Origin of the sequence: Streptomyces sp. NBC_01017, assembly GCF_045162795.1 — a bacterium.
GTDB classification, from domain to species: domain Bacteria; phylum Actinomycetota; class Actinomycetes; order Streptomycetales; family Streptomycetaceae; genus Streptomyces; species Streptomyces machairae.
Window position 1 is genome coordinate 2,608,638 of record NZ_CP108683.1, and the last position, 25,185, is coordinate 2,633,822.

The 25,185-nt window shown below is 70.8% G+C and carries 26 protein-coding genes, 2 pseudogenes and 1 riboswitch; of the genes and pseudogenes, 18 read left to right on the plus strand and 10 right to left on the minus strand.

Annotation, left to right across the window (positions count from 1 at the left end):
• Positions 1 to 40: 40 nt before the first annotated feature.
• Together OG331_RS12055 and OG331_RS12060 are read right to left on the minus strand one after the other, a co-directional pair.
• Positions 41 to 910, minus strand: a complete 870-nt coding sequence (locus tag OG331_RS12055; protein ID WP_406194953.1) for a hypothetical protein — start codon at positions 908 to 910, stop codon at positions 41 to 43.
• A gap of 154 nt (positions 911 to 1,064) precedes the next feature.
• Complete coding sequence (locus tag OG331_RS12060; RefSeq protein WP_406194955.1) at positions 1,065 to 1,781, minus strand: ANTAR domain-containing response regulator; 717 nt, start codon at positions 1,779 to 1,781, stop codon at positions 1,065 to 1,067.
• Between the two features lie 124 nt (positions 1,782 to 1,905).
• Here OG331_RS12060 and OG331_RS12065 point away from each other — a divergent pair, with 124 nt between their 5' ends.
• Positions 1,906 to 3,042: a PAS domain-containing protein gene (locus OG331_RS12065; RefSeq protein ID WP_406194958.1), complete on the plus strand. Its 1,137-nt coding sequence runs from the start codon at positions 1,906 to 1,908 to the stop codon at positions 3,040 to 3,042.
• Between the two features lie 16 nt (positions 3,043 to 3,058).
• On the opposite strand, the gene OG331_RS12070 is transcribed toward OG331_RS12065, so the two are convergent.
• Complete coding sequence (locus OG331_RS12070; RefSeq protein WP_406194960.1) at positions 3,059 to 3,850, minus strand: RNA polymerase sigma factor SigF; 792 nt, start codon at positions 3,848 to 3,850, stop codon at positions 3,059 to 3,061.
• 261 nt (positions 3,851 to 4,111) lie between these two features.
• Here OG331_RS12070 and OG331_RS12075 point away from each other — a divergent pair, with 261 nt between their 5' ends.
• Positions 4,112 to 5,920 carry a thiamine pyrophosphate-requiring protein gene (locus OG331_RS12075; protein WP_406194963.1) on the plus strand — a complete coding sequence of 603 codons (1,809 nt, stop codon included), beginning with the start codon at positions 4,112 to 4,114 and terminating at the stop codon, positions 5,918 to 5,920.
• Between the two features lie 21 nt (positions 5,921 to 5,941).
• Here the strand turns inward: OG331_RS12075 and OG331_RS12080 are convergent, their stop codons facing one another.
• The 3 genes from OG331_RS12080 to OG331_RS12090 all read right to left on the minus strand — a co-directional run bounded on the left by OG331_RS12080 (position 5,942) and on the right by OG331_RS12090 (position 8,123).
• Complete coding sequence (locus OG331_RS12080; RefSeq protein ID WP_406194966.1) at positions 5,942 to 6,691, minus strand: cation transporter; 750 nt, start codon at positions 6,689 to 6,691, stop codon at positions 5,942 to 5,944.
• On the minus strand, positions 6,691 to 7,026 hold the full coding sequence (locus OG331_RS12085; protein ID WP_406194968.1) for an ArsR/SmtB family transcription factor: 336 nt from the start codon (positions 7,024 to 7,026) through the stop codon (positions 6,691 to 6,693). Before OG331_RS12085 ends, OG331_RS12080 begins: the two co-directional genes overlap by 1 nt.
• Before the next feature lie 62 nt (positions 7,027 to 7,088).
• On the minus strand, positions 7,089 to 8,123 hold the full coding sequence (locus tag OG331_RS12090) for a cation diffusion facilitator family transporter (RefSeq protein WP_406194970.1): 1,035 nt from the start codon (positions 8,121 to 8,123) through the stop codon (positions 7,089 to 7,091).
• 362 nt (positions 8,124 to 8,485) lie between these two features.
• Here OG331_RS12090 and OG331_RS12095 point away from each other — a divergent pair, with 362 nt between their 5' ends.
• The 4 genes from OG331_RS12095 (at position 8,486) to OG331_RS12110 (ending at position 12,474) form a co-directional block, all read left to right on the plus strand.
• On the plus strand, positions 8,486 to 9,088 hold the full coding sequence (locus OG331_RS12095) for a hypothetical protein (protein ID WP_406194972.1): 603 nt from the start codon (positions 8,486 to 8,488) through the stop codon (positions 9,086 to 9,088).
• 89 nt (positions 9,089 to 9,177) lie between these two features.
• A complete protein-coding gene (locus OG331_RS12100) occupies positions 9,178 to 9,780 on the plus strand; it encodes a copper resistance protein CopC (protein ID WP_406194974.1) in 603 nt (200 codons plus the stop codon).
• Positions 9,770 to 11,809: a cytochrome c oxidase assembly protein gene (locus OG331_RS12105; RefSeq protein ID WP_406194976.1), complete on the plus strand. Its 2,040-nt coding sequence runs from the start codon at positions 9,770 to 9,772 to the stop codon at positions 11,807 to 11,809. The genes OG331_RS12100 and OG331_RS12105 overlap by 11 nt, the downstream gene beginning before the upstream one ends.
• On the plus strand, positions 11,806 to 12,474 hold the full coding sequence (locus tag OG331_RS12110) for a DsbA family protein (protein ID WP_406194979.1): 669 nt from the start codon (positions 11,806 to 11,808) through the stop codon (positions 12,472 to 12,474). Before OG331_RS12105 ends, OG331_RS12110 begins: the two co-directional genes overlap by 4 nt.
• Before the next feature lie 213 nt (positions 12,475 to 12,687).
• Here OG331_RS12110 and OG331_RS12115 read toward each other — a convergent pair whose 3' ends face one another.
• Positions 12,688 to 13,272, minus strand: a complete 585-nt coding sequence (locus OG331_RS12115) for a histidine phosphatase family protein (protein ID WP_406194981.1) — start codon at positions 13,270 to 13,272, stop codon at positions 12,688 to 12,690.
• Between the two features lie 112 nt (positions 13,273 to 13,384).
• Positions 13,385 to 13,460, plus strand: a riboswitch (cobalamin riboswitch).
• A 62-nt stretch (positions 13,461 to 13,522) separates the two neighbouring features.
• On the opposite strand from OG331_RS12115, the gene OG331_RS12120 reads away from it, so the two are divergent.
• The 9 genes from OG331_RS12120 to OG331_RS12160 all read left to right on the plus strand — a co-directional run bounded on the left by OG331_RS12120 (position 13,523) and on the right by OG331_RS12160 (position 22,598).
• A complete protein-coding gene (locus tag OG331_RS12120) occupies positions 13,523 to 13,741 on the plus strand; it encodes a CbtB-domain containing protein (RefSeq protein WP_406194984.1) in 219 nt (72 codons plus the stop codon).
• Positions 13,742 to 13,755: 14 nt separating this feature from the next.
• Entirely contained in the window at positions 13,756 to 14,502 is a 747-nt protein-coding gene (locus OG331_RS12125) for a CbtA family protein (protein WP_406194987.1), read from the plus strand.
• Between the two features lie 1,346 nt (positions 14,503 to 15,848).
• A complete protein-coding gene (locus OG331_RS12130) occupies positions 15,849 to 17,003 on the plus strand; it encodes a PLP-dependent cysteine synthase family protein (RefSeq protein ID WP_406194990.1) in 1,155 nt (384 codons plus the stop codon).
• Positions 17,000 to 18,259, plus strand: coding sequence for an MFS transporter (locus OG331_RS12135; RefSeq protein ID WP_406194992.1), 1,260 nt, complete (start codon positions 17,000 to 17,002; stop codon positions 18,257 to 18,259). The genes OG331_RS12130 and OG331_RS12135 overlap by 4 nt, the downstream gene beginning before the upstream one ends.
• A 166-nt stretch (positions 18,260 to 18,425) precedes the next feature.
• Positions 18,426 to 18,800 (plus strand): BlaI/MecI/CopY family transcriptional regulator, encoded by a 375-nt coding sequence (locus tag OG331_RS12140; protein WP_406194994.1) that lies wholly within the window; start codon positions 18,426 to 18,428, stop codon positions 18,798 to 18,800.
• Positions 18,797 to 19,708, plus strand: coding sequence for a M56 family metallopeptidase (locus tag OG331_RS12145; RefSeq protein WP_406194996.1), 912 nt, complete (start codon positions 18,797 to 18,799; stop codon positions 19,706 to 19,708). The genes OG331_RS12140 and OG331_RS12145 overlap by 4 nt, the downstream gene beginning before the upstream one ends.
• A 159-nt stretch (positions 19,709 to 19,867) precedes the next feature.
• Positions 19,868 to 20,893, plus strand: a complete 1,026-nt coding sequence (locus OG331_RS12150) for an NlpC/P60 family protein (RefSeq protein WP_406194998.1) — start codon at positions 19,868 to 19,870, stop codon at positions 20,891 to 20,893.
• 715 nt (positions 20,894 to 21,608) lie between these two features.
• Positions 21,609 to 22,265, plus strand: a complete 657-nt coding sequence (locus tag OG331_RS12155; RefSeq protein ID WP_406209965.1) for a DUF3105 domain-containing protein — start codon at positions 21,609 to 21,611, stop codon at positions 22,263 to 22,265.
• 96 nt (positions 22,266 to 22,361) lie between these two features.
• Positions 22,362 to 22,598, plus strand: coding sequence for a hypothetical protein (locus tag OG331_RS12160; protein ID WP_406195001.1), 237 nt, complete (start codon positions 22,362 to 22,364; stop codon positions 22,596 to 22,598).
• Between the two features lie 95 nt (positions 22,599 to 22,693).
• On the opposite strand, the pseudogene OG331_RS12165 reads toward OG331_RS12160, so the two are convergent.
• Positions 22,694 to 22,774: pseudogene (locus tag OG331_RS12165) on the minus strand (IS5/IS1182 family transposase); the annotation flags it as partial.
• Positions 22,775 to 22,852: 78 nt separating this feature from the next.
• Positions 22,853 to 23,590, minus strand: coding sequence for a VOC family protein (locus tag OG331_RS12170; protein ID WP_406195003.1), 738 nt, complete (start codon positions 23,588 to 23,590; stop codon positions 22,853 to 22,855).
• Positions 23,591 to 23,637: 47 nt separating this feature from the next.
• Here OG331_RS12170 and OG331_RS12175 point away from each other — a divergent pair.
• A pseudogene (locus OG331_RS12175) lies at positions 23,638 to 23,805 on the plus strand (IS5/IS1182 family transposase); the annotation flags it as partial.
• Between the two features lie 28 nt (positions 23,806 to 23,833).
• Here OG331_RS12175 and OG331_RS12180 read toward each other — a convergent pair.
• Positions 23,834 to 23,965 (minus strand): hypothetical protein, encoded by a 132-nt coding sequence (locus OG331_RS12180; protein ID WP_406209968.1) that lies wholly within the window; start codon positions 23,963 to 23,965, stop codon positions 23,834 to 23,836.
• Positions 23,966 to 24,097: 132 nt separating this feature from the next.
• On the opposite strand from OG331_RS12180, the gene OG331_RS12185 reads away from it, so the two are divergent.
• Both OG331_RS12185 and OG331_RS12190 read left to right on the plus strand, forming a co-directional pair.
• Complete coding sequence (locus OG331_RS12185) at positions 24,098 to 24,499, plus strand: DUF2795 domain-containing protein (protein WP_406195006.1); 402 nt, start codon at positions 24,098 to 24,100, stop codon at positions 24,497 to 24,499.
• Between the two features lie 86 nt (positions 24,500 to 24,585).
• The gene (locus OG331_RS12190) at positions 24,586 to 25,005 is read left to right on the plus strand and encodes a CBS domain-containing protein (protein ID WP_406195009.1); all 420 of its coding nucleotides are present in this window, start codon (positions 24,586 to 24,588) and stop codon (positions 25,003 to 25,005) included.
• Positions 25,006 to 25,185: the final 180 nt, after the last annotated feature.

Genomic DNA, 25,185 nt, shown 5'->3' on the forward strand with positions numbered 1-25,185 from the left:
GTACCCATCGTGCCGCCACACCATGGGCGCCCGCCGGGAGTCAGTCCTGCACGGTGGGCGTCTTGCGACGCAGCCGGTACACCGCACCGCCCGCCGCGCCCGCGATCAGCACGCCACCGGCGACGAGGGCGGGGACGGAGTCGGTGAAGGTGCCGCCGTCACCGGCCTGCACGCCGTGGTCGACGGCCGCACCGTCGCAGTCCTGCGCTTGTGACCCGCTGTGCTCGCCCTTGCCGGAGGGCGCGCCTTCCTCCCACCCGGTTCCGGCCTTGCCGGGTTCGGTGTTGCCCAAGTGGGGCTCGGTGCAGGGATCGCCGCCCCCGTCGGCGCCGCTCCAGCCGCCCTCGGTGCCGCCCTTGCCGCCCTCACCACCGCTCTGCGTGCCGCCCGTGGCGCCCTCGCCGCCGGTCTCTGTGCCGCCGCCCGCGCTGCCGCCCTCCGTGCTGGCCTCCCCGCCGCCCTTGCCACCTTCCTTGCCGCCGCCGCTGTCGAGGGCAACGGTGAGCGACGCGCTCCACTCCTTGCCCTCCCCGCCGGACGCCGCCGGGCAGGTGCCGTCCACCGTCCACGCGGAATCCGGTCCGGCCGCGTCCGGATCGTCCTCGAAGTTCTCGGCCGGGGGGATGCGAGCGGTGCCGCTGTAGGCGGGCCCGGCGACCTTCTCGTCGTTGCCGGATACCCGCTTCAGCTGGACTGTGCCCTCTTCGAAGGCCTGCGAGGTGGCGTCGATGGTGGCCGGAGCGGTTGTGCCGAGGGCGTCGCAGGACACCGACACCGTGACGCTGCCGCCCGGGGAGACGGAACCGGGGCTGACCTCCGCGGTCGGCTCCGCGAAGGCGGCCGAGGCGACGAAGCCCAGGACGACACCGGCCAGAGCGGCGACGGACAGGGCGCGGGCGGTGCGGCGCATGGGGTGAGCTCCTTCGGCCGACGGCTGCGGGGGTACGGCGGTCGTGCCCCCGCAGCCATGACAGCCCGCCCGGCGTCCGGGCGCGCGCGGCCGGGCACCATTCGCGCGACGGGCACGGCCGAGTGGGTGACGCCGTACGGGTCGACCGCCGGGTTCAGTTCAGCAGCGCGGCCAGGTCCCGCTCCAGCCCGCGCCCCCGCCTGTCGACCACTCCGGCGGCGACGTCCGACAGCTTGCGGTTGGTGCCCTGGGAGATGCGGCGCAGTACGCCGAAGGCGGTGTCGGCGTCGCAGCCGAGGACGTGCATGACGATGCCGCACGCCTGGTCGACGACCGGTCGGGAGCGCAGGGCGGTGCCGAGATGGTCCAGTTCGCTGAGCGCGGCGCGGTAGGAGCGGTCGCGGACCAGGCAGCTGGCGGCGAGTTCGCCGAGGGCGTGCACGGGCCCGTGCACGACGTCCTCCAGGGCGCCGGGCCGGAAGCTGTAGAGACTGAGCGTCACCGTGAGCCCGGAGCGACGGAACGGGAGCGTGACGCTGGAGCGCACCCCCGAGTCGAGCGCCATGGCGCGGTACTCCGGCCAGCGCTCGTCGCGCAGCAGGTCGGCCGAGTCGACGGGCTCGCCTCGTTCCAGGGCCGCCGGGATGGGTCCGTCCCCGGAGCGGAGCTGTACGGCGACGAGTCCGGCGAGGTCGGGGTGGGTGACGGCGGCGGGCCGCTCGGCACCTGCCTCGGCCACCATGCTGCTCGCGCCGCAGCAGTCGGCGGTGCAGCGCACGGCCTGTTCGACCAGTTCGGACAGCCTGCGCCCCGGAAGGGCGGCTTCGGCGGACTGGTCTCCCCAGCGACCGACACGATCGTGAGCGGGCATCCTCAACTCCTCCTCATTTTGGGCGCTTTCCCGGTACTGCGCGGGGAAAACAGTGGGAGAACAAGGGGGACCAGTTGGATCCCCGCCGCCCCGGACCACATCGCCGCGAGCTAGGTTCATCCCCATGGAGAGGACCGACGAATTCGGTGAAGAACTTGCGGATTTCGTGCGCCGCGTCGCGGAGCTCAAGGCGGCACGGTCCGTTTCGGGAGGGGATCTGCCGACCGTCCTGGACGCGGCGATCTTCGAACTGGACCATGTGGCCGGCCAGTTGTGGCCGTCGTACGAGCGGCTGACCTCGGGCGGTCTGCCCCGTACGACGTCCGCCGACCGTCAGGAACAGCACCTGCTGCGGGCGGTGTTCCAGCGGTTTCCGCTGCCCGTCGCGCTGGTGGACCGGGAAGCGGTGGTGCGCCGGCTGAACTTCGCGGCGACGTCCTTCACCGGTGTCCGGGCGGGGTATGCGACGGGCCGGCCGCTGACCGGGTTCCTCGCCCACGCCGACCGGGCGGCCTTCCGTTCGCAGGCCGCTGCGGTGGCGCGCGGCGAGGGCGACCGCAGCCTGACCGTGCACCTCCAGCAGCGCCCGTCCGTCCCGGTCCACGCGACCCTGACGGCCGTACGCCCCAGCGGGGAGCCCCACACCACCGTGCTGGTGGTGCTGCAGCCCGGCGACCTGCGCGCGACCGGGGCCCCGGCTCCGGGCGACAGCCCGACGACCCAGGTCCCCGACCTCACCGAGACCACCCGGCACGCGGCCCTGACGGACGTCCTGGACGAGATGACCACGGCCCTGCTGACGGCGCCGCGCGGCGACCGCGAGGCGGTGGTCCGGCGGGCGGCCCAGGTCCTGCACGGCCGCTTCGCCGACTGGGTCGTCGCCGACACGGGCGCGTCCGCCGCGACCGGACTGTCCCGTACGACCGTGCTGGCCCCCTCGGAGCAGGAGGCGAAGACGCTGGCGGCCCAGTCGCCGGCCAGGTGCCCCCTCGTCGTGGAGACGGCACGCACCGCCTCCCCGACCCTTCAGGTCCGCCCGCCGAACCCGGACGCCTTCGGCCATGATGCCGAAGGCGCCCCGGTCCTCGTGCAGGCGAACGTCACGTCACTGCTGTGTGTGCCCCTCGCTGCCGAGGGCACCGTGGCAGGCGTCCTGACCCTGTTCAGATGCGGCGCCCGCCTGGCGTTCTCGATGGCGGAGGCGCGGGCGATGGACACCATGTCCCGCCACATCGCGCTGGCGGTGACAGGAACGCCCTGAGCGGCGCGTGGCTGTGTCAGCCCACGTCGTCGAGCACTTGCTCCCGCACCCGGCTGCAGCACCGGCTGATCAGCCGGGACACGTGCATCTGCGAGATACCGAGCTGTTCGGCGATCCGGCTCTGCGTCATGTCCCCGAAGAAGCGCATGTACAAAATGGCGCGCTCACGCTCGGGCAGGGCCGCCAGCCGCGGCGCCACGGCCTCGCGGTCCACGACCGTGTCCAGCGCGGGATCGGCGGCTCCCAGCGCGTCGCTGAGGGAGTAGCCGTCCTCGCTGCCGGGCAGCTCCGCGTCGAGTGACAGGGCGGTGAAGCTCTCCAGGGCCTCCAGACCGACCTTGACGTCGGCCTCGCTCATGTCGGCGTGCGCGGCGATCTCGGCAGTGGTCGGCCTGCGGCCCGAGACGGTCTGCAGGTCCTGGACGGCGAACCGCACGCGGTTGCGCAGGTCCTGGACCCGGCGCGGTACGTGCAGCGTCCACATGTGGTCGCGGAAGTGGCGCTTGATCTCGCCGGTGATGGTGGGCACGGCGTAGCTCTCGAAGGCGTTGCCGCGCTCGGGGTCGTAGCGGTCGACGGCCTTGACCAGCCCGAGGGCGGCCACCTGGCGCAGGTCGTCGAAGCTCTCGCCGCGGCTGCGGAAACGTCCCGCGAGCCGGTCGGCCATGGGCAGCCACGCCTCGACGATCCTCTCGCGGACGGTGTCGCGCTGCTGCCCCTCGGGCAGGGCGGCGAGCTTGCGGAAGTCTTCCGCGGTGTCGGGGGCGTCGTCGTGCGGGTGGTGCTTCGCGCTCACTGAGGTGGGCATTGTGCGTCGCAACTCCCTTGGTTGTGCTCTGGCTTGGACGGTCACCGAGGGAGTGCGGGCGTGCGCCGGGGACCGGACACACCCGTGGCGGGAATTGCCGCTCCCACGGACGTGCCTCCTGTCCGAAGCACTGATTGTTCGCCTGCCCTCACTCCCGGTCCGCAAACACCCACGCAGGTTTTCCGCCCGCGCGTTTTCCGCCCGTACGCGGGGTCACTCGTAGCGGCGCCGCGCAGTCCCACGGAGTCCGGGAGGTCCCGCATGAGCACCAAGGTCGCCGATCACGTCCTGCAGCGCCTGCGCGAGTGGGGTGTGGAGCACGTCTTCGGCTATCCCGGCGACGGCATCAACGGCCTGCTCGCCGCGTGGGGACGCGCCGACAACCAGCCCCTGTTCATCCAGTCCCGGCACGAGGAGATGTCCGCGTTCCAGGCGGTCGGCTACGCCAAGTTCAGCGGGCGTCTCGGGGTGTGCGCGGCGACCTCCGGACCCGGCGCGATCCATCTGCTCAACGGCCTGTACGACGCCAAACTCGACCATGTCCCCGTCCTGGCGATCGTAGGCCAGACGCATCGCACCGCGATGGGCGGCTCGTACCAGCAGGAGGTGGACCTGCACTCGCTCTACAAGGACGTCGCCTCGGACTTCGTGGAGACGGTCACGGTCCCCGAGCAGCTGCCGAACGTCCTGGACCGGGCGATCCGCACCGCGTACGCGCGCCGCGCCCCCACGGCGATCATCATCCCCGGCGACGTCCAGGAGCTCGAATACTCCGCCCCCACGCACGAGTTCAAGATGGTGCCCTCCAGCCTGGACAGCAGCAGCTGGACGGCGACCCCCGCGGACGACTCGGTGCGCCGGGCCGCCGAGATCCTCAACTCCGGGGACAAGGTGGCCATCCTGGTCGGGCAGGGCGCGTCCGGTGCACGGACCGAGGTGGCGCGGATCGCCGAGCTGCTCGGCGCCGGCGTGGCCAAGGCGCTGCTCGGCAAGGACGCCCTGAGCGACGAGCTGCCGTACGTCACCGGCGCGATCGGCCTGCTGGGCACCCGCCCGTCGTACGAGCTCATGCGGGACTGCGACACCCTGCTGACGATCGGGTCGTCCTTCCCGTACACGCAGTTCCTGCCGGACTTCGGCAAGGCCCGTGGGGTGCAGATCGACATCGATCCGCACATGGTCGGGATGCGCTATCCGTACGAGGTGAATCTCGTCGGGGACGCGAAGGCGACGCTGGAGCGGCTGATCCCGCTGATCCGCTCCGAGGAGCGCGGCCGCGAGTGGTACGACACGGTGTGCGACAACGTGGCGCGCTGGCACGAGGTCATGGACCGGCGGGCGAATCTGTCGGCCGACCCCATCAACCCGGAGTACGTCACCCGCGCCCTGGACCCGCTGCTCCCCGACAACGCGATCGTCTCCTCCGACTCGGGTTCGGCGGCGAACTGGTACGCCCGCCACCTGACGATGCGCCCCGGCATGCGCGGGTCGCTGTCCGGGACGCTCGCGACGATGGGCTGCGGGGTGCCGTACGCGATCGGCGCCAAGTTCGCCCACCCGGACCGTCCGGCGATCGCTCTGGTCGGGGACGGGGCGATGCAGATGAACGGCCTTGCGGAGCTGATCACCGCGGCGAAGTACAAGGACCTGTGGGCGGACCCGCGCCTGGTCGTGGGCATCTTCAACAACCACGACCTCAACCAGGTCACCTGGGAGATGCGCGCCATGGAGGGCGCCCCGTCCTTCCTGCCGTCCCAGGAGCTCCCCGACGTCCAGTACGCCGCCTTCGCCCGCTCCCTCGGCCTGACCGGCATCCGCGTGGAGAAGCCGCAGGACGTGGCGGCCGCCTGGCGCGCCGGGCTGGAGGCGGACGGGCCCGCGGTGATCGAGTTCCTCACCGACCCGGCCGTACCCCCGATCCCGCCGCACGCCACCTGGGACCAGATGGAGGCGACGGCCGCGTCGATCCTGAAGGGGGACGCCGATCGCGGGTCGATGATCCGGCAGGGGTTCAAGGCGAAGATGCAGGACTTCCTGCAAGGAGGCCGAGGCCATGAGGAGCAGCTGTAGCTCGCCGGCGCACGGCGACACCTACGGCACCCATCGGGGCTCCGCCTCCTTCTCCTTGGCAGCCGTGCAGCAGGCGCAACCCGGAGCGCAGCCGCACGCGTCGCTCTGGCCCTCCGCTTCAGTGATCCCACCGATGGGGACGGCACAGCAGCTGTCCCCCCGCCACGCCTCGCGGCCCTCCCTGACCGCGACGGCGGCGATGACCAAGGCGGCGATCGGGTCCGCCCAACTCCAGCCGAACAGGGAGTTGGCGAGCAGGCCGGCCAGGAGGACGGCCGACAGGTAGGTGCACAGGAGTGTCTGCTTGGAGTCGGCCACCGCGGACGCGGAGCCGAGTTCGCGGCCGGCGCGGCGCTGGGCCGCGGACAGGAACGGCATGACGGCCAGGGAGAGCGCGGCCAGGACGATGCCGGGCGTGGAGTGCTGGGCTTCGCCGGTGCCGGCGAGAGCGCGGACGGATTCGACGGTGACGTAGGCGGCCAGGGCGAAGAACGACAGCGCGATGATGCGCAGGGCGGTCTTCTCGCGGGCTTCGCGGACGGCGTGGTCGGCCGCGGAGAACTGCCAGGCCACGGCTGCCGCGGAGGAGACCTCGATGACCGAGTCCAGGCCGAAGCCGATCAGGGCGGTGGAGGAGGCGAGGGTGCCGGCGGTGACGGCGACCACCGCTTCGATGACGTTGTAGGTGATGGTGGCGGCGACGAGCAGGCGTATGCGGCGGGCCAGCTGGGTGCGGCGGTCCGGGGTGGGGCCGAGGGAGATGGCCGTCATCAGCAGCAGCCCTTCTCTTCGGCCTCCACGCAGGTGCGGTCGGCTTCGACTGCGAGGACCGCGCCGCGCAGGTCGTCCAGGGCGCGGCCGAGGCGGGCGTCGGCCAACTCGTAGCGGGTGCGGCGGCCTTCGGGGACGGTGACGACGATGCCGCAGTCACGCAGGCAGGCGAGGTGGTTGGACAGCCGGGTGCGGGAGATCTCGAGCTGCTCGGCCAGGTCGGCCGGGTACGCGGGCGCCTTGCGCAGGGCGAGGAGGATCCGGCAGCGGATCGGGTCGGCGAGAGCACGGCCGAAGCGGGCCAGGGCGTCGATCTCGGAGGCGATGGTCAGCACAGCAATGACAGTACAGGGTTTCCTGAATTCAGGAAACCCTGTACTGACAGATGCTCAGCGGCTCAGTGGTCGTGTGGTTCGTCCCGATGAACCGGGCCGTGTGCACCCTCGCAGTGCAGGCCTGCACTGGATGTCAGCAGGTCGCGGTTGCCGTGCAGAGCGAGCTCCAGCACCGGGTACGGTGCGTGGTCGACCTGGAGGGTGGTGTGGGTGATGCCGTAGGCGTCGCGCAGGAGTTGTTCGAGGTCTCGGCGCACGGCGTGGCAGTCCCCACCGGTCTCGACCAGGATGTGGGCAGAGAGGGCGGCCTGACCGGAGGTGATCTGCCAGACGTGCAGGTCGTGGACCTCCACGACGGCGGGCTGGGCCACGAGCTCGTCGCCGAGCGCGTCGGGATCGATGTTGGCCGGGGCCGCTTCCAGGAAGATCCGACCGGAATCGCGCAGCAGTCCGTAGCCGGCCTTGAACATGAGGGCGACGACCACCAGGGTGGCGATCGCGTCCGCGCGGGCGAAGCCGGTGAGGACGACGATCAGGCCGGCGACCGCGGTGCCGATGAAGGCGAACAGGTCGTTGAGGACATGCTGGTAGGCGCCCTCGACGTTGAGGGACGTGCGGTTGGCCTTGGAGATGCACCAGGTCGCGGCCACGTTCACGACGATGCCCGCGAGGGCGGTGGCGAGCATGAGCCCGCCCTCGACCTCGGGCGGGTCGATCAGGCGGAGCACGGCTTCGTACGCCAGCCACGCGCCGAGCAGGAGCAGGCTCAGTCCGTTGGCCTGGGCGGAGAGAATCTCCGCGCGCTTGAGGCCGTAGGTGTAGCCGCCCTTGGCGGGGCGGGCCGCCAGCCTCATCGCGATCAGGGCCAGGACAATGGACGCGGCGTCGGTGAGCATGTGCGCCGCGTCCGAGATCAGGGCCAGGGACCGGGCGATGACACCGATCACGACCTCGATCGCCATGAACGCGGTGATGAGCGTCAGAGCGATGGCCAGCCAGCGGCGGTCGGCGTCCGCCGAGACGCCGTGGGAGTGTCCGGCGTGGCCGCCCGGACCGTGATCGTGGCCCGGGCCGTACTCATGGTCGTGATCACTCATGCTGACGTTCCCCCTCGAGACGACGGATGTCCTGCCCGCAGTGAAACGCACACCTGAGCGAATCACCAAAGGCTGCATCGGTGACCGTTGTCATGTCGAATAACACGCCTCTGACCTGCGAGAACGCGTCGCTCATGGAGGATCGTCCAGTCCCGCCGTCAGCGAGTGCCACCCTGTCGTGAACCCACGGGCGAGCCGGTCGGTACGCTTCCTGGGCGGGACCGGAAGCCGGTCCGCTCCACCTCTGTCCACTGCCCCGTCCGATCCCGGGCGGGCTTCCGAAGGCCCGAACCTGATGAGCACACCGTCCGCGGGGAGCCGTCTCTCCGGCGTCCGGCGTGCTGCGAGGGCTACGGGCGGGCGTGCTGGCAGTGCTGTGCGTGCTGCTGCCGCTGGCCGGTCATGTGCTCGCGCAGTGCCACGCCCCCCGGTGGATCATCACGGGCGCCATCGCCGCTGTCGCGGTTCCGAGTGCGGTCGTGCTGACCCGGCGGCGACTGACGGACCATCAGGTGCTGGCCGTACTGGCGCTCGCACAGCTGGCGTACCACGCCGCCTACTCGCTGCCCGGGGCGTGCGCGGCGGTGACCGAGCAGGGCGCTTCCACAGGTGGGCTGTCCCGGCTGGTCGAGCACGACGCGGTCGCCGGGCCATCCGCGGGTGTGCTGCCGGCCGGGCATCTGGTCATGCTGCTGCTGGCGGCACGTCTGTTGGGCCTGACCGAACGGCTGCTGTGGCAGAGCAGGTCTGTGCTGACGGTCGTACGACGATGGCTGCTCTCCCTGTGGCCGCTGCTCCGCGGAGGGCACGCCACAGGACCACGAACGGCGATGCCCCAGAGCACGGCCCCGCTCGTGTCGGCGCTACTGGTGCGGCTGAACGAGGGCAGGGCACCCCCGCGTGCCGGGCAGAACCCCGTTGCCCTTCTCCGGCCGACGCTGATCGGCGGTCTCTGCCTGCCCTGACGAGGCGGGCGCAAAGGTGACCGTCGCGCGGGCCGGTCCCTTTCGTCCCGGCGCAGCTCCTCGCCGGGGGACACAGAGAGTCCCGCATCATGAACGCCTTTCCTCGGCGTGCCGCCCGCGTGGCGGCACGCGGCATCGCCGTACCGACCGCCGTGCTGGCGATCCTGGCTGTCGCCGCTCCGCAGGCCGTCGCCCACACCGAACTCGACGTCAGCAGTCCGGGCGCCGAGGCGACGCTCGCCGGGCTGCCTCCGCGGGTCAGGCTGACCTTCAGCGACGAGATGACGCAGAAGTACGCCAAGGTCGCCATCACCGGCCCCGACGGCAAGTCGGCCGGCACCGGCGAGCCGGATGTCCAGGGCAAGACCGTCACCCTGCCGCTCGAAACCGGGTCGCCGGCCGGTCGCTACACCGTGGGCTACCGGGTGGTCTCCGCCGATGGCCACCCGGTCTCCGGTTCGTACACCTTCACCGTCAAGGCAGCCGACCGTCCGAGCCCCTCGCCGCGAACGGAACAGCCTGCCGACGCACCGCCCTCGCCCGCCGCCCGCGCGGGCCAAGCCGACGCAGCCGACGAGGAGTCGGCCGGCACGACCACCTTCGCCCTCGTGGGCGGCGGTGCGCTGGCCCTGATCGTGGCGGCCGTGGGCGCGTACCTGGCGCGGCGGAGGCGAGCCGGTCATGGCGACTGAGACCACGACCGAACGCCGGCGGCTTCCGCGGCTGCCTCTCGTCCTGGCCGCCTCACTCGGCGTCGCGGTCGCGGTGACGGCGGTCGCCGTGTGGGCCGGTGGCGGCACGGCGGTCCGCGTCCCCGGCATCCCGGACGCCGGGGCATTCACCGCCTGGGGGCTGCCGGTGGCCCGTACGGTCGTGGACGCGTCGGCCGTGGCCACCGTCGGCGCGCTATTGCTCGTCGCCGTGCTGCTGCCGGGTGGCAGGAAGCTCGGCCCGGCGCAGCTGCGCTATCTCACCTGGGCCGCGGTCGGGGCAGGTCTGTGGGCCGCCGCGTCGGTGGCGACCCTGCTCTTCACGTTGTCGGACCTGTTCGCCCAGCCGGTGGGCGAGGTGGCGTCCGCTGCCATGGTGGCCGACTTCGTCACCACCGATGCCCAGGGCCGCTCGTACGCCCTGATGGCGGCGGCCGCAGGAGTCGTCGCGACCCTGTGTGCGGGTATCGGGACGGCGTGGTGGGCGCGTCTGGCTTTGCTGGTCGCGCTCGCGGGGATGCTGCCTCCGGCGTTCAGCGGGCACTCCTCGGCCGCGGGCAACCATGACGCGGCCGTCATCAGCCTCGCCCTGCACCTGATGGGTGTGGCCGTGTGGGTCGGCGGGCTGGTCTTCGTCCTCGTGGCCGTCGCACGCCGCGAGTCGGATGCGGCGACTGCTGCCCGGCGGTTCAGCCCACTCGCCGGCTGGGCACTGATCGCGGTCGCGGCCAGCGGCATCGTCAACGCCGCGGTCCGGCTGCCGTCCGTGAGCGATGTGTTCAGTAGCCGGTACGGGCTGATGGTGCTCGCCAAGACGGCGGCGCTCGCCGTACTCGGCGGCATCGGCTGGTGGCACCGGCGGCGCACCCTGCCCGCCCTGAACGACGGAAGGCGGCGCGCGTTCGTCCGGCCGGCAGCCGGCGAACTCCTGCTCATGGCCGCCGCGATGGGTCTTGCCGTCGCCCTCGCCCGCACCCCGGCACCCGGCGCCGGTGACGCCGAGCTCTCGCCCGCCGAGGAGCTGCTCGGCTTCGCCATGCCTCCCCCGCTCGGCGACTTCCCGTGGACGCCGCTGTTCACCCAGTGGCACTTCGACCCGCTGTTCGCCTTCGGTACGGGCGCCGCGGCGCTGCTGTACCTGGCGGGCGTACGGAAGTTGCACACGCGGGGCGACAAGTGGCCGGTCGGGCGGACGATCTCGTGGCTCGCGGGTCTCGCGGTGACCGTCCTGGCCACCATGAGCGGCCTGAACGTGTACGGCAAGGTGCTGTTCAGCGTGCACATGGGCCAGCACATGATCCTCGCGATGACGGTGCCGATCCTGCTGGTGCTCGGCGCCCCCGCCACCCTCGCGTTGCGAGCGCTGCCCGCCGCGCCGAAGGGCGGGCCGGACGGTCCGCGCGAGTTGCTGATGAAGCTGCTGCACAGCCGCTACGTCAAGGTCATCTCCCACCCGGTGGTGGCGAGCGTGCTGTTCATCGGCAGCGCCTTCGCCGTCTACCACACCTCGCTGTTCGAGACGCTGATGCGCAGCCACCTCGGGCACATGTTCATGCTGGTGCACTTCCTCGCGGTGGGCTTGCTGTTCTTCTGGGTGGTCATCGGGATCGATCCGGGCCCGCGCCGTCCGCCGCACCTGGCCCGGCTGTTCGCACTGATTCTGACGATGCCCTTTCACTCCTGGTTCAGCATCTCGCTGATGAGTTCCACCGCGCTGATCGGTGAGGGCTGGTGGTCGCTGCTGGACCGGCCGTGGGTCGAGCGGGCGATGGACGACCAGTACGACGCCGGCGCGATCGCCTGGGCCACCGGTGACATCCCCGTCCTGATCACCACGATCATCCTGGCCATCCAGTGGGTCCGCGCCGACCAGCGCGAGGCCCGCCGTATCGACCGGCAGATCGACCGCGGCGACCACAACGACCCGCTCGCCGCCTACAACGCCTACCTGGCCGGCCTCCATGCCCGCGACCGGCTCCCCGCCAACTCCCGTACCCCCGAGGAATCATGAGCAAGCTGAAGAAGAACCTGATCGTCGCCGCCGTGCTGGTGGCCGGCTTCGCCGCCGCATTCGGCTCCTACCTGCTGTTCTCCCCGGAGGATCGGCGCAGTGCCGGGATGGATGTCCAGCCGGCGGCCAAGCCGCTGCCCGTGCGCGAGTCCAGCCACCGCCTGACCGAGCCCAAGAAGAGTGAGCTCACTCTGGTCGAGTTCCTCGACTTCGAATGCGAGGCGTGCGGGGCGTACTTCCCGGCCGTGGAGCAGCTGCGCGAGGAGTACGGCGACCGGGTCACCTTCGTCGCCCGCTATTTCCCCATGCCCGGCCACCGCAACGGCGATCTCGCCGCCCGCACCGCCGAAGCCGCCGCCCGCCAGGGCAAGTTCGAGGAGATGTACAACAAGCTCTTCACCACCCAGAAGGAATGGGGCGAATCCCAGGAGTCGAAGAAGTCCGTCTTCCGCGGCTACGCCAAAGCCCTCGGCCTCGACATGAACCGGTTCGACGCCGACCTCACCGATCCGAAGGTGGCCGCACGCATCCAGGAGGACCAGCGCGACGGCCTCGGCCTGGGCGTCCAGGGCACCCCGACCTTCTTCCTCGACGGTGAGCGGATCGACAACCCCGCCACATACAAGGCGTTCAAGGCGCTCCTCGACAACAAACTCGCCGACTGACGGAGTGGGGACGCCACACCATGCAGTCCCTGATCGACCAGGCCCGCGTCTTCCGCGCCAGCACCTTCCTGCCCTGTGAACAACGCCACCGCGTCTGCACACCCTCTTCGAGTTCTCCCTGGACATCCTCGTCGAGGGCGTTGCGGCCCGCGCCCGTTCCTGAGCCGGCTCACCAGGAATCGACGGCCCACGACACCTGGGGCAGCACGGCGTTCAGCCGTCTCCACCGACGGGCGCGTCAGAGACGCCCCCCATCCGCAGATTCCATCGGCCGTTCCGGCCGGTGAGCTGCACGGTGGACAACGGCGGCACGTCGACGTTCCAGAACGACCGCTGCGGGGCGTCCAGCACGTGGACCACGGCTGCGCGCGCGACCGCCTGCTCGACCACGGCCAGAATCCGCCCCGCATCGGCCGGCAGCGCGTCCAGCCAGGCGGCGACCCGGAGGCACGCCTCGGCCACGGACTCCCCGAGGTGCGGCGCTGCTCCGGGGTCCACCATCCAGGTGGCGAGACCAGCACCATCACTGGCCGCGACCTCGCTGAGAGTGCGGCCGCGCCAGGAGCCCATGTCGATGTCCCGGAGCGCAGGTTCCGCAGTGACCACGTCCCAGCCCAGGGCCTGGGCCGTCTGCGTGCACCGCTGCGACGGCGCCGTGAGCAGAGTGCCGACCGAGGGGAGGGCCCCGGCGGCCGCCTTGGCCTGCCGGAGCGCCCGTTCGTCGAGGGGCACGTCGCCGAAGCGAACGTCGCGCTCGACGGGAGCGGCGGCGCACAGCAGGGTGAGCCGGACGGTCATGCAGGCCCTTTCGTCGGGTCGCCGGGGGCGGTTCATCGTAGGTGGCTTACGCCATATTGGCCGAAGTTCATATTGCCCCTACCATCTGGGGCGACAAGGACGACGGCGCTACGGAAGCCGGTGCAAGCCCGGCACGGTCGCGCCACTGTGTGCCACCCAGCCAACCAGGCGAGGGTGGTGAGTCAGACCCAACGCTGTCGTCGAGTGCTCCACACGATGCGGGACGCGATGTTCCCGAGGAGGTCTCGCCATGACGCAGTCCACCGCTGCCCCCACTCCCACCACCCAGACCCTCACGCCGCTGCCGCTGCGGGCAATCGCCCCGTGGGCCGTCTTCTTCGGCGTTCTGATGCTGGTCCTGCTGTACTTCGTCGGCGCCGAACAGGGCGCCACGGCCGTGGTCTCCGGTGAGGGCGTGCACGAGTGGGTGCACGACGCCCGCCATCTCCTCGGCTTCCCCTGCCACTGACGGAGCGCCCTTCCATGAACTCCGTCACCGTACGCACCCTGCTGGTACGCGGCATGCTCGCCGGCGTCGCCGCGGGCGTGCTCGCTTTCGTCTTCGCCTACCTGGTCGGGGAAGGTCCCGTCGACGCGGCCATCGCGTTCGAGAGTGCCAACTCCCATGAGCACGGCGGCGAGGAACTCGTCAGCCGTTCCGTGCAGTCAACTGCCGGGCTCGCCACGGGGGTGCTGGTCTTCGGTGTCGCCATCGGCGGCATCGCGGCCCTGGCGTTCTGCTTCGCGCTGGGCCGGATAGGTGGGTTCGGCGCACGGGCGACGGCGGGCCTGACTGCTCTGTCCGGGTTCCTGCTCGTCTACCTCGTGCCGATCCTGAAGTACCCGGCCAACCCACCCGCCGTCGGCAACCCCGACACCCTCGACAAGCGCACCATCCTGTTCGTCCTGATGATCGCCCTCACCGTGCTGCTGGGCATCGCCGCCCTCCTGCTGGGTCGAAGGCTCGCACCTGCGTGGGGGAACTGGAACGCCTCCATCGCCGCCGGCCTCGCTTTCGTCGCGGTAGTGGCGATGGCGATGGTCGTCCTGCCGTCCGGCGAGAACACTCCCAAGGGCTTCCCGGCCACCGACCTGTGGGAGTTCCGTCTGGCCTCCATCGGCGTGCAGGCCGTGCTGTGGTCGACGTTCGGGCTCCTGTTCGGCTTCCTGGCCGAACGCGTCCTCGAACCGAAGCCTGCTCGCGGCCAGGTATCCACGCTGGCCGTCTGAACAGGCACACGCGAAAGGGCGGGATCAGCCGGGGGCGCGCCCGGTGGATCCCGCCCTTTGGTGTGTCGGGAGACGGCGCCAGGGGCCTCCGCCGCCGCGGCGTGGTGTGCACCGGTCGGTTGCGAGGAGCGTGCCGGACGCCTCGGCCAGGCCGGTGACGGCCTGATGGTCACGTCCTTGGTCACTGTGCCCCGGTCGACGTCGGTGAGGCGCACCGTGACGCGCAATGTCCAGGTACCGGGCAGCAAAAGCCGCAGGCGGTCGGTGGTCCAGTAGCCGCCCCGGCCGGCGAGTTTCGCATCCAACGGGCCCACGCCTTGGGCACGCTGCGCGAGGCTGACACGGAGTTCGGGGCGAGCCGGCGTGGCCCGCAGCCGGCAGCGTCGTAGGACTGGGAGGAGTCACCGCTGTGGTGTTCCGCACCCACTCCGGTGGCGAGCAAGTTCGCCACCGGCTGCCAGCGATGCGGATTCGAGGCGGCGGCTCGCAGTCGGCAGCCGTCCAGGTCCAGCCCGGAAATGTGGGAGAGGGCGGGCTGAACATCGCGTGCAGGAGGGCCAGGGGCGCGAAGAGCACGACAGCAGTCAGATGACGCCGATCGGGGGCCGGATTCACCCGATCCGGTGATCAGCGGCAACGAGAGCTGTCCGTACCGGCATCCGTCCAGAGAGCGTACGGGTCCAGGCATTGCGGGGAGTCTCGGCCTCGCGCCGCGGCTTGACCGTGCACGCAGACGCTTCCTTTGACAAGAACCTTATGTACTCGATTGATTACCCTTTGTGTTCATGTGGGCTGGCTCGATCCCTCGAAGCAGCCGCTCCGTGTCACGGACCGGAGCGGTGCTCGTGGTGTTGCTGGCCGCGCTTGTGCACTTCCTGGCCTGTGCACACGGTCCTGCAACCACCCCGGCAGGGCAGGCCGACACTCTGCGGCTCGCCCCCTCCGTGAGCTGTGGGCCGACTTCGGAGCAGTCACAGCAAGCGACGTTCCAGCAGACGCCTCCAGCGAACAACGGCGGTGTTCACTGCTGGGGCCTGGACGAGCCGACTGTTCAACCCCCGCGCGATGTCACTCTGGCCGTTCCCGCGGTCGTTGACGCCCCGCCCGCCGAACAACTCGGCGCACATACGCAGTCTCTGTCTCCGGCCCTGCAGCCCTCACCCCCGGCGCCCGGCGTGCCATCCGCCGGGCAGACGCGGGCCCGCATCGGCGTGTGGCGGACCTGATCGACCCCGCTGCCGCGCCCTCACGTACGACTCCGGCGCGGTAACCCGATCACCTCCGCATCTTTCCCCCGGCACACGACCGGCTCCCGTTCGCGGCGCCGGCCGCAGGAGAAGCACGCCATGAACCACCTCACCCCCATTGCCGTCCCCGACTCACCCGCCCGGCTGCCGGCCGACACCAAACGCCCGATGCACACACCCGCCGGCCTGGTCGGCGACACGCCCACGCTGTGGATCGGCGAACCCTTCACCGCCGCCGGTCGCGGCTTCTGGGCCAAGCTCGAAGGCCACAACCCTGGTGGCATCAAGGACCGCACCGCCCTCTACATGGTCCGGGCCGCCCGTGCACGCGGACAGCTGCTGCCCGGCGCCCGCATCATCGAGTCCACCTCCGGCACTCTCGGTCTCGGTCTCGCGCTCGCCGGCGCCACCTACGGCCACCCGATCACCGTCGTCACCGACCCCGGAATGGAACCCCTCTTGACCGGGCTGCTCACCGCATACGGCGCCGACGTCGACCTCGTCGACACCCCGCACTCCACCGGGGGCTGGCAGGAGGCCCGCCGTCGGCGCGTTGCCGAACTCCTGGCCGAGCACCCGGAGGCCTGGTGTCCGGACCAGTACAACAACCCCGACAACGTGGCCGCATACACCCCGCTCGCCCACGAACTCGTCGCCCAGCTCGGCCGGATCGACACCCTCGTCGTCTCCGTGGGCACCGGGGGTCACTCCGCGGGGATCGCCTCCGTCCTGCGCGGGTTCTTCCCTCAGCTGCGCGTGGCCGGTGTGGACACCACCGGCTCGACCATCTTCGGCCAGCCCGCGGCGCACCGTCTGATGCGCGGGCTGGGCAGCAGCATCTACCCCCGCAATGTCGCCTACGACCTGTTCGACGAGGTCCACTGGGTCGCGGCCCCCGAAGCGGTGTGGGCCGCCCGCCGCCTGGCCCGCCACCACTACGCCACCGGCGGCTGGAGCGTCGGCGCGGTCGCCCTGGTCGCCCGCTGGCTGGCCCGCACTCTGCCCGCCGAGGAACGGATCGTCGCCGTCTTCCCCGACGGCCCACAACGCTATGTCGGCACGGTCTTCGACGACGCCTTCTGCGGCGAACACCGCCTCCTCGGCCACGTGCCTGCCGACGACCCCGACGAGATCGCCCGCGCCACCGACCGGGTCGTCACCCGCTGGACCCGCTGCACCCACATCGCCGATCCCGTCGCCGCGACCAGCGAGCGGAGCACCGCCGAGCAGGCACTCGCGGGAGCCGCCCGGTGAAGACCCTGTGGCGCCAGACCCGCCTCTTCCCGCCCGCCGTGCGGCTGTTGATGGCCAACCAGTTCGCCATCAACCTCGCCTTCTACATGCTCATGCCCTACCTGGCCGCCCACCTCTCCGGCAGTCTCGGACTTGCGGCCTGGGCGGTCGGACTCGTCCTGGGCGTGCGCAACTTCTCCCAGCAGGGCATGTTCCTCATCGGCGGCACGATCGCCGACCGATTCGGCTACAAGGCCCCGATCATGGCCGGCTGCCTGCTGCGCACGCTCGGCTTCGGCATGCTCGGCTGGGTCGACAACCTCCCCGCCCTGATCGCGGCTTCGGCGGCCACGGGCTTCGCCGGCGCTCTGTTCAACCCGGCGGTCCGCGCCTACCTCGCCGCCGAAGCCGGCGACCGGCGTGTGGATGCTTTCGCCACCTTCAACGTCTACTACCAGGCCGGCATGCTTCTCGGTCCCCTGGTCGGACTCGCGCTGCTTGCGACCGACTTCCGCCTCGTGTGCGTCGTGGCAGCCGCGATCTTCGCCGTCCTGACGCTGCTGCAGTGGCGTGCCCTGCCCGCCCGCCGCGGCGAGACGGCAGGCGCGGCAGGCGAGCCGGACAGTGTGCTGGCACAGTGGCGCACGGTTGTGGCCAACCGGCCCTTCCTGCTCTTCGCCACCGCGATGATCGGCTCATACGTGCTGACCTTCCAGGTCTATCTGGCGCTCCCCTTGGCTGCTGCCGGCGCCCTGGGCGTCAAGGGGACTTGGGCAACAAGCGGGCTGTTCGTCGTCTCGGCCGCGGTCGCCGTCCTCGGGCAGCTGCGGTTGACGGGCTGGGCGAAGCAACGCTGGGGCCCCGCCCAGGCACTGGTGCGAGGGCTGGCCGTGATGGGGCTGGCCTTCCTGCCTCTCGTCCTCACCCCACCCGGCGCCACACTCGCCATCCTTGCCGCACTCGTCGCGGCAGTGACGCTGCTCGCGGTCGGCAGCGCGGTGGCCTATCCCTTCGAGATGGACACGGTCGTCAGGCTCTCCGGCAACCAGCTCGTGGCCACCCACTACGGCCTGTACAACACCGTCTCCGGTCTGGGCATCACCCTCGGCAACCTCGCCGTCGGCGCTCTCTGGGGCTTCGCGCAACAGCACGACGCTCTCTGGCTGGCCTGGTGCGTCCTCACCGCCGTCGGACTCGGTTGCGCGGCCTCGGTCGCCGGGCTCGCGCGCAGCGGGCGCCTGGCGGTACGTGCGGAACCGCAGCTCACTTCTGTCTGACACTGTGGCGGGGACAGGTGTGGCCGCCCGGCCTCCCCGGCCGGCCACGCCATCCCCACTGTTTGCGGCCCAGGCATCACGGTGACGTCAGCCGCCCATGCAATCCGGGCAGGGCAGACGTCTACTATGGCCCCTGCGCATTCGGTGGTGGAAGGAAGTCGGGGCCATGCGGCGGCTGGGGGATCTCGAGGCGGAGATCATGGATCGTCTCTGGACGTGGAACCGTCCGGCGACGGTGCGCGAGGTCGTCGACGACCTCAACAAGACCCGTCCCATCGCCTACACCACGGTGATGACCGTCGCCAACATCCTCTACACCAAGGGCTGGCTGCTGCGCACAAAGCAGGAGCGGGGGCGAGCCTGGTTGTATTCACCGGTCCGCAGCCGCGAGGCGTATGCCGCCGCGTTGATGGAGGACGGCCTGGACGAGAGCAAGGACCGCTCGGCCGCACTCGTCCACTTCGTCGAGAACATGTCCGAGGACGAGGTGGCCGCCCTACGCAAGGCTCTGCAGAACGTGGGCCGACAGGCGAAGCAGTGAACGCGGCCCCCTTCCTGGTCGGGTACACGGCCGCCGTGGGCTTCGTCGCCCCGCGCCTGCTCCTGCGTGCGGTCTGGCCGCACCGGGCACCCGCCCTGGCGGCGGCGGTGTGGCACGCGCTGATGGTCGCGTTCGCGATCGGGGCCGCGCTCGCGGCATACAACCTGGCCATGCCGACCGAGCACCTGCACGCGGGCCTGGTGGGCCTGCTCCACTCCTGTGGACTGCACGTGGGCCCCGACGAGCCCGACCCCGCGACGGCGGACCGACTCGCCGTCGCCCTGCCGGCCGCCATCGGTATCGCCCTGATCGCGAGCTTCGCCTCCCATGCAGTACGAGCGCGCCGCGAGCGGACACGGCACCGCGAAGCGGTCGACCTGGTGGGCCACCACTCAGCCAGATTGCGGGCCACCGTCCTGCCGTACGATCTCCCCGCCGCGTACTGCCTTCCCGGCCGCCACCCGCGCGTGGTGATCAGCGACGCTGCCGTGCGTGGACTCACGCCGGAGCAGCTCGCCGCCGTGCTGGAGCACGAGCGGGGCCACATCGTGGGGCGTCATCATCTGGCCCTGGCCGCCGCTCAGGCGTTCCACTCGGTGTTCCGCCGACTGCCGCTTGCCCGCCACGGCCGGGAACAGACCGCGCTTCTCCTGGAGATGGTCGCCGATGACTGTGCCTTGCGCCGCCACTCCGGTGAGGCCCTGGCCACGGCGATGTACGAGATGGCCGCGGCTCGCACACCGAAGGGCGCGTTCGCTGCCGGCGGGCAGACGGTACTGATCCGCCTTCAGCGAGTGCTCGCTCCTCGCCAGTCCCCTCACCCTGTGTTCTGGGGGACCGTGGCCACCGCGGCCGCGTTGGTTCCGCTGCTGCCACTGCTCGTCGCGTGCCCCCCTCTGCTCGGCTGATCGGCTCCGCCTGAAACCACCGTCACCTGGGGTCACTTGCGGCACTTACTACTAAGGCACTAAGTTCTAACGTGCTTACCAGGCCGATGTCGAAGGCTCCGATCCGACGACCGCAGGCCCTCCCCCGGTCCCCGGACGCCCAGAGGAGTCACCCCGAGCATGGGAACCCACCGTCGGCCGAAGCCGCCCAGCCGTGCCCGGATAGCCACCCTCGGTAGCATCGTCGGCGCGGTCAGCCTCCTGCCGACACAGAGTCAGGCGGCTCCGAAGCCCACGGTGGACGAGGTCCGCAAGCAGGTGGAGAAGCTCTACGAGGAAGCCACGGGCCCCACCGAGGAGTACAACGGCGTCCTCGCCGAGCAGAAGAAGCTTCAGCGGGAGGTCGACGGCGCCCAGGACCGGCTGGCTCGCAAGCAGCAGGAGTTCAACGAACTACGCGACAAGCTGGGCCCATTGGCGGCGGAGCAGTACCGCAGCGGCAGCATCGACCCGAGCGTGCAGCTCTTCCTCGCCGGCGATCCGGACGACTTCCTGGAGAAGGCCGAGGTTGTCAGCCGCACGAGCGACCGTCAGGCCGACGCCCTGCGCGCCCTTCAGAGCAAGCAGCGGGAACTCGCCCAGGAACGCGCGGGCGCCGCGCAGCGGCTGGAGGCCCTCCAGGAGGCGCGCACCAAGGCCAAGGAGAAGAAGGACGAGGTCCAAGCCAAACTCACCAAGGCCCGCAAGCTCCTCAACAGCCTGACCGCCGCACAGCGCGCCCGTATGGAGGCCGCCCAGGAGCGCGACGACGCCGCCGCGGGCGTCAGTGACTCGGCCGCCGACTACAACGGTCCCGCCAGTGGTCGCGCCAAGTCCGCACTCGACTTCGCCTACGCCCAGCTCGGCAAGCCGTACGAGTGGGGCTCGACCGGCCCCAACTCCTATGACTGCTCAGGACTCGTGGGCGCCTCCTGGCGCACGGCGGGCGTGTCCCTGCCCCGCACCGTCAAGGAGATGTACGACGCCGGCCGGAAGGTGTCCAGGTCGGACATGCAGCCCGGCGACATCATCTATTGGTACAACGACACCCAGCACAACGGGATGTACGTCGGTGACGGCAAGGCCATCCACGCTCCGCGCACCGGCAAGAACATCGAGATCGTCCCGGTGGACTCGATGCCGTTCTTCGCCGCGTCCCGACCTTGAGCAGTTCAGCAGGCCTCGGCCTCGTTCCTGATCAACGGGTGATGCTTCGCTCCGGGCGAAGGATGCGTCGCTGCGCACCTGCGTCTGCGCCGAGGCACGTGAAGGCGACCTGGAGCACTGCCCAGTTGTGCCCGACCGTCACATCACCCACAGGAACCGCTCAACATCTCCCGTGATGAGCCGGGCGCAGTTGGCGCAGCCCCGAACCCGCGGTCCGTGGTGGACCACGCATACCGCGGCCCTCTGCCCTGCCCTGGCCGTCCTGCTCGGAGCACTGGTTTTGTGTCTGGGGTACGCGACTCATGGCAGCAACGGTGACCGGGCCGCCGCCATGACCGGCATTTCCGGCGTGCAGGTGCCGACCGGCGACATGACCGACCACCATGCCGTGCCGGCTGCTCACTCGGGCGACCGTCCCGCCGGTGGCACGTGCTGCGCACCCGCCGTGCACGACGTGCGAGTGATCCTCGCCGCGCCCTCCCATCATCCGGCGGTGTTCCTGCCCCGCCTGCCGGACCTCCCGAGGCCTGTTGGCACACCCGCGTTCCTCGCCCACGCCCCGCCGACGGGGGCAGGCCCCGACCTCCACGTCCTCCAGGTGCAGCGGACCTGGACGGATGCCTCGACGCCGTGCGCTCACGCGAGCGGACGCGCCGAAGAACACGTCAACTCCCCGCATCCACCGCCGTACGGCGGGAGGAAGGACGCCCACGCCATGAGCAAGACCAGCAAGAAGGCCGCAGCCCTGTCGCGCAAGGCCCGCATCGAGGAGATGCGCCGCGCCGAAAGAGCGCGCGAGCGCCGCAACCGCGTCATCACCATCACGCTCAGCACTGTCATCGTCGCCGGACTGGTCGGCTGGGGCGCCTACGCCCTCAACAGCGCCAACGAGAAGAAGGAGCAGCAGGCGGCCGCGGCGAAGGCGCCCGTCAGCGGCGAGAAGACCTGGGACAAGAAGAAGCTCACCCAGAACCACGTCCAGGGCGCGGTGAAGTACCCCATGAACCCGCCCGTCGGCGGCGACCACCACCAGGCGTGGATGACCTGCGACGGGACCGTCTACACCAAGGCAATCGCGAACGAGAACGCCGTCCACTCCCTCGAACACGGGGCGGTCTGGATCACGTACAACGACAAGGCCACCGAGGCCGACATCAAAAAGCTCGGCGACAAGGTCTCCAGAACCCCGTACACCCTGATGAGCCCGGCCGAGGACCAGTCCGGGACCATCATGCTGTCGGCCTGGGGCCGCCAGCTCACCGTGGACAACGCCTCCGAGCCACGGGTCGAGCAGTTTCTGACCAAGTACGTCCAGGGCGCCCAGACTCCGGAGCCCGGAGCCGCCTGCACGGGCGGCCTGACCGCGGCATGAGCCACATGGAAACACCTATCGAAGAGCCCATGACGATGGGCAGCGACGCCGAACGGGCCCCGTCCGAAGGCGCGACCACTGCTCATCGTCGCGGCGGTGGTCGCCGTGCTTGCCCTGGCGGTGTGGACATTGACCGCCTACAGAGCCGGCGACGATTCCGGCGCATCGATGCCGGCCACAGACTCGGCCGACGCGGGCTTCGCCCGTGATGTGGACGTCCGCCGGCTCGCGTACGACGGTGCCCAGACCCAGGCGAACCAGCGCGGCATGCTGCTCGGCCGGCTGGACCTGTGGGGACTGCCCAAGAGTTCGCCCGATGGCTACATGACCTAGCCGGACACCCTGCCCTATCCGTTCTTGCTCCTACGGGTTGTCCCGTAAATGATCTTCGTTGACCGGGGCCCGAATGCCGTTGGGCGGTGGTTCGCTCAGCCCATCAGGGCGAGGTTGTGCAGGTGCGCGACGCCGAGCATCGCGTGGTGCACACCGTCGCCCTTGAGACGGCAGTCGCCGCGACCAGCACGCGCAAGCCCCGCCGCGAACGCCGGCGCTGCGCACTGCCATGAGGGAGCGGACGGTGGTCCGCGTCAGCCCCGGCCGAGGACGCAGAACTCGTTGCCCTCCGGGTCGGCCAGGACGACCCAGGGGACGTCACCCTGACCCACGTCGGCCCGTGTCGCACCAAGCCCTTCGAGCCGGGTGACCTCCTTCGTCTGGTCCTCGACCGGGTTGGACATCACATCGAGATGGATGCGGTTCCATACGACCTTGTCGTCCGGCGTGCGGCGGAACTCCAGGTACGGCCCAACGTTCTTGACGGAGCGCAGCAGGGCGCGGTCGTCGGTCAGTTCGTGGACGGTCCAGTCGATCGCCTCGCCCCAGAACCGGACCATGGCCCGTGGGTCGGCGCATTCGACGACCACGGCGGCTATCGGCCCGGTGTCCCGGTAGAGCTCTCGGGGCTCCAGGACGCTGAACACGTTGCCTTCCGGGTCGGCCATCACCGTCCACGGCACGGCGCCCTGGCCCACATCAGCGGTCGTCGCCCCGAGCTCCTTCAGACGGGCGACCAGCTCCGTCCGATGGGCGTCGGAGGTGGTGGCGAGCTCGATGTGCACGCGGTACTTCACCGTCTCCGGGTCCGGGACGCGGACGAGATCGACGCAGACGGCGGACGGGTCCGGCCAGTCGAAGCCCACGGGTTCCAGGTTGGTGACTCCGGGCCCCTCGCTGGAAACACCCCAGCCGAGCACCTCTGCCCAGAACTGGCCGAGCGCCGAGTCGTCCCGGGCCTTGAAGTTGACCTGAACAAGTTGCAGTGTCATGCCGCACACCCTAGGGGTTGCCTGGTCACAGCTGAGATGATCTTGACGTGGCTGGTGTGATCACGGCGTCGGAGCCGTCCTGGACAGCCCCGTTCGCCGGGCTGAGTCCGCGCTGCTTCGGCAAGTCGGTGACCGTGGTGCGCCGCGAGACCGCGGAGGAGGCACGGCGCGGACGTCCGTGGAGCCTGCCTTTGGAGGACCGGGTTCTGCTCGTCGTGGACGGCACCCCAGGGCGGTGGCGCCTCAGTGACCGAGCGCCGCCCCTTCCGGGCGGTCCTCGTCCTGTTCCCTCGGCAGCAGCAGTTCCTCGTAGCGGCCCAGTGCCAGCACCACGCCGAGCATCAGAAGCGGGAGGAGCACAGCGAGCAGTGCCATGACCTGGTCCTTCCCCAGAACCGAACGTGTGTGGGGGATGAGATCCGGGTCACCCTCCCTGGCATCGGCAAACCCTGTGTCGGCCACCGATGTGCGGGTACGCGGTGCGGACGCGAAGATCTGGAGGGAGTCATGCAGCGAGGCAGTGCTCGGCTGAGCGTCCATCGTGACGACGAGATGAAGCACGAACTGCAAGGGCTGCTGCGATCCGGGCATCCCACCCGGACGGAGGAGTGGCACGATCCGGAACCGACCGCCGACGACGACCTGGAGGTCGCGGGCGGCCCGGTGGCGCCGGGGACGTCCACGGCCTCCTTGGCGGTGGTCCGGCTGGAGCTGGCCCGGTTCCTGGGCCGCAGCGCGTTCCCGGCGACCCCACGGGAGCTGATCAGTGTGCTGCGCCGCGGGTACGCCCCCGACGCCCTGGTCGAGCCGATGGAGCGCCTGCCGCGCTCGACGCGCTACGCCAACGTCCAGGAGCTGGCCGAGGCCCTGACCGGGGGCGGGCGGGCCACGCGCCGGGCGAAGGCATAGCGGCCCGGTCGGTGGGTACTGCGGGCGGGGTCACGCCGCCACGGCCGCGGCACCCGTCACCGGCCGGGAACGCAGGAGGGCCAGCGATGGCTGAATTCGTGAAGGACGTCATGACGCCGGGCGTGGTCGCCGTCCGCCCGGACGCCTCGCTCGTCGAGGCGGCACAGCTGATGCGGGCACAGGACATCGGTGATGTCGTGGTGGCCGACGGCCAGGACGTCGTGGGCGTCCTCACCGACCGTGACATCACGGTGCGGGCGGTCGCGGACGGCGCCGATCCGCTGACGGTGAGCGCCCGGTCGGTGTGCACCCGCAATCCGGTGGTGATCGGGCCGGGCGAGCGGGTGTCCGCCGCGGTCGCGCTGATGCGGAAGCACTCCGTACGGCGGCTGCCGGTCGTCGAGGACGGGCTGCCGGTCGGCGTCGTCAGCCTCGGCGATCTCGCGGAGACCGAGGACCCCGACTCGGCGCTGGCGGACATCAGCCGCGCCGCTCCGGGCGAGTGACCGGATGAGCCGAGGTCGACCCGCTGCCGCTGAGCGTGCAGCTGGGCGCGACCGCGGCGCACGGGGCGACCGCGCTGTGGGACGTGCGTACGCCTGTCGACAGTGACCGCGAGGTCAAGCCGGTCGAGCAGCACGTCCACACGTGGGACATGAAGCGCTTCACGAGTGACGAGGCCCATT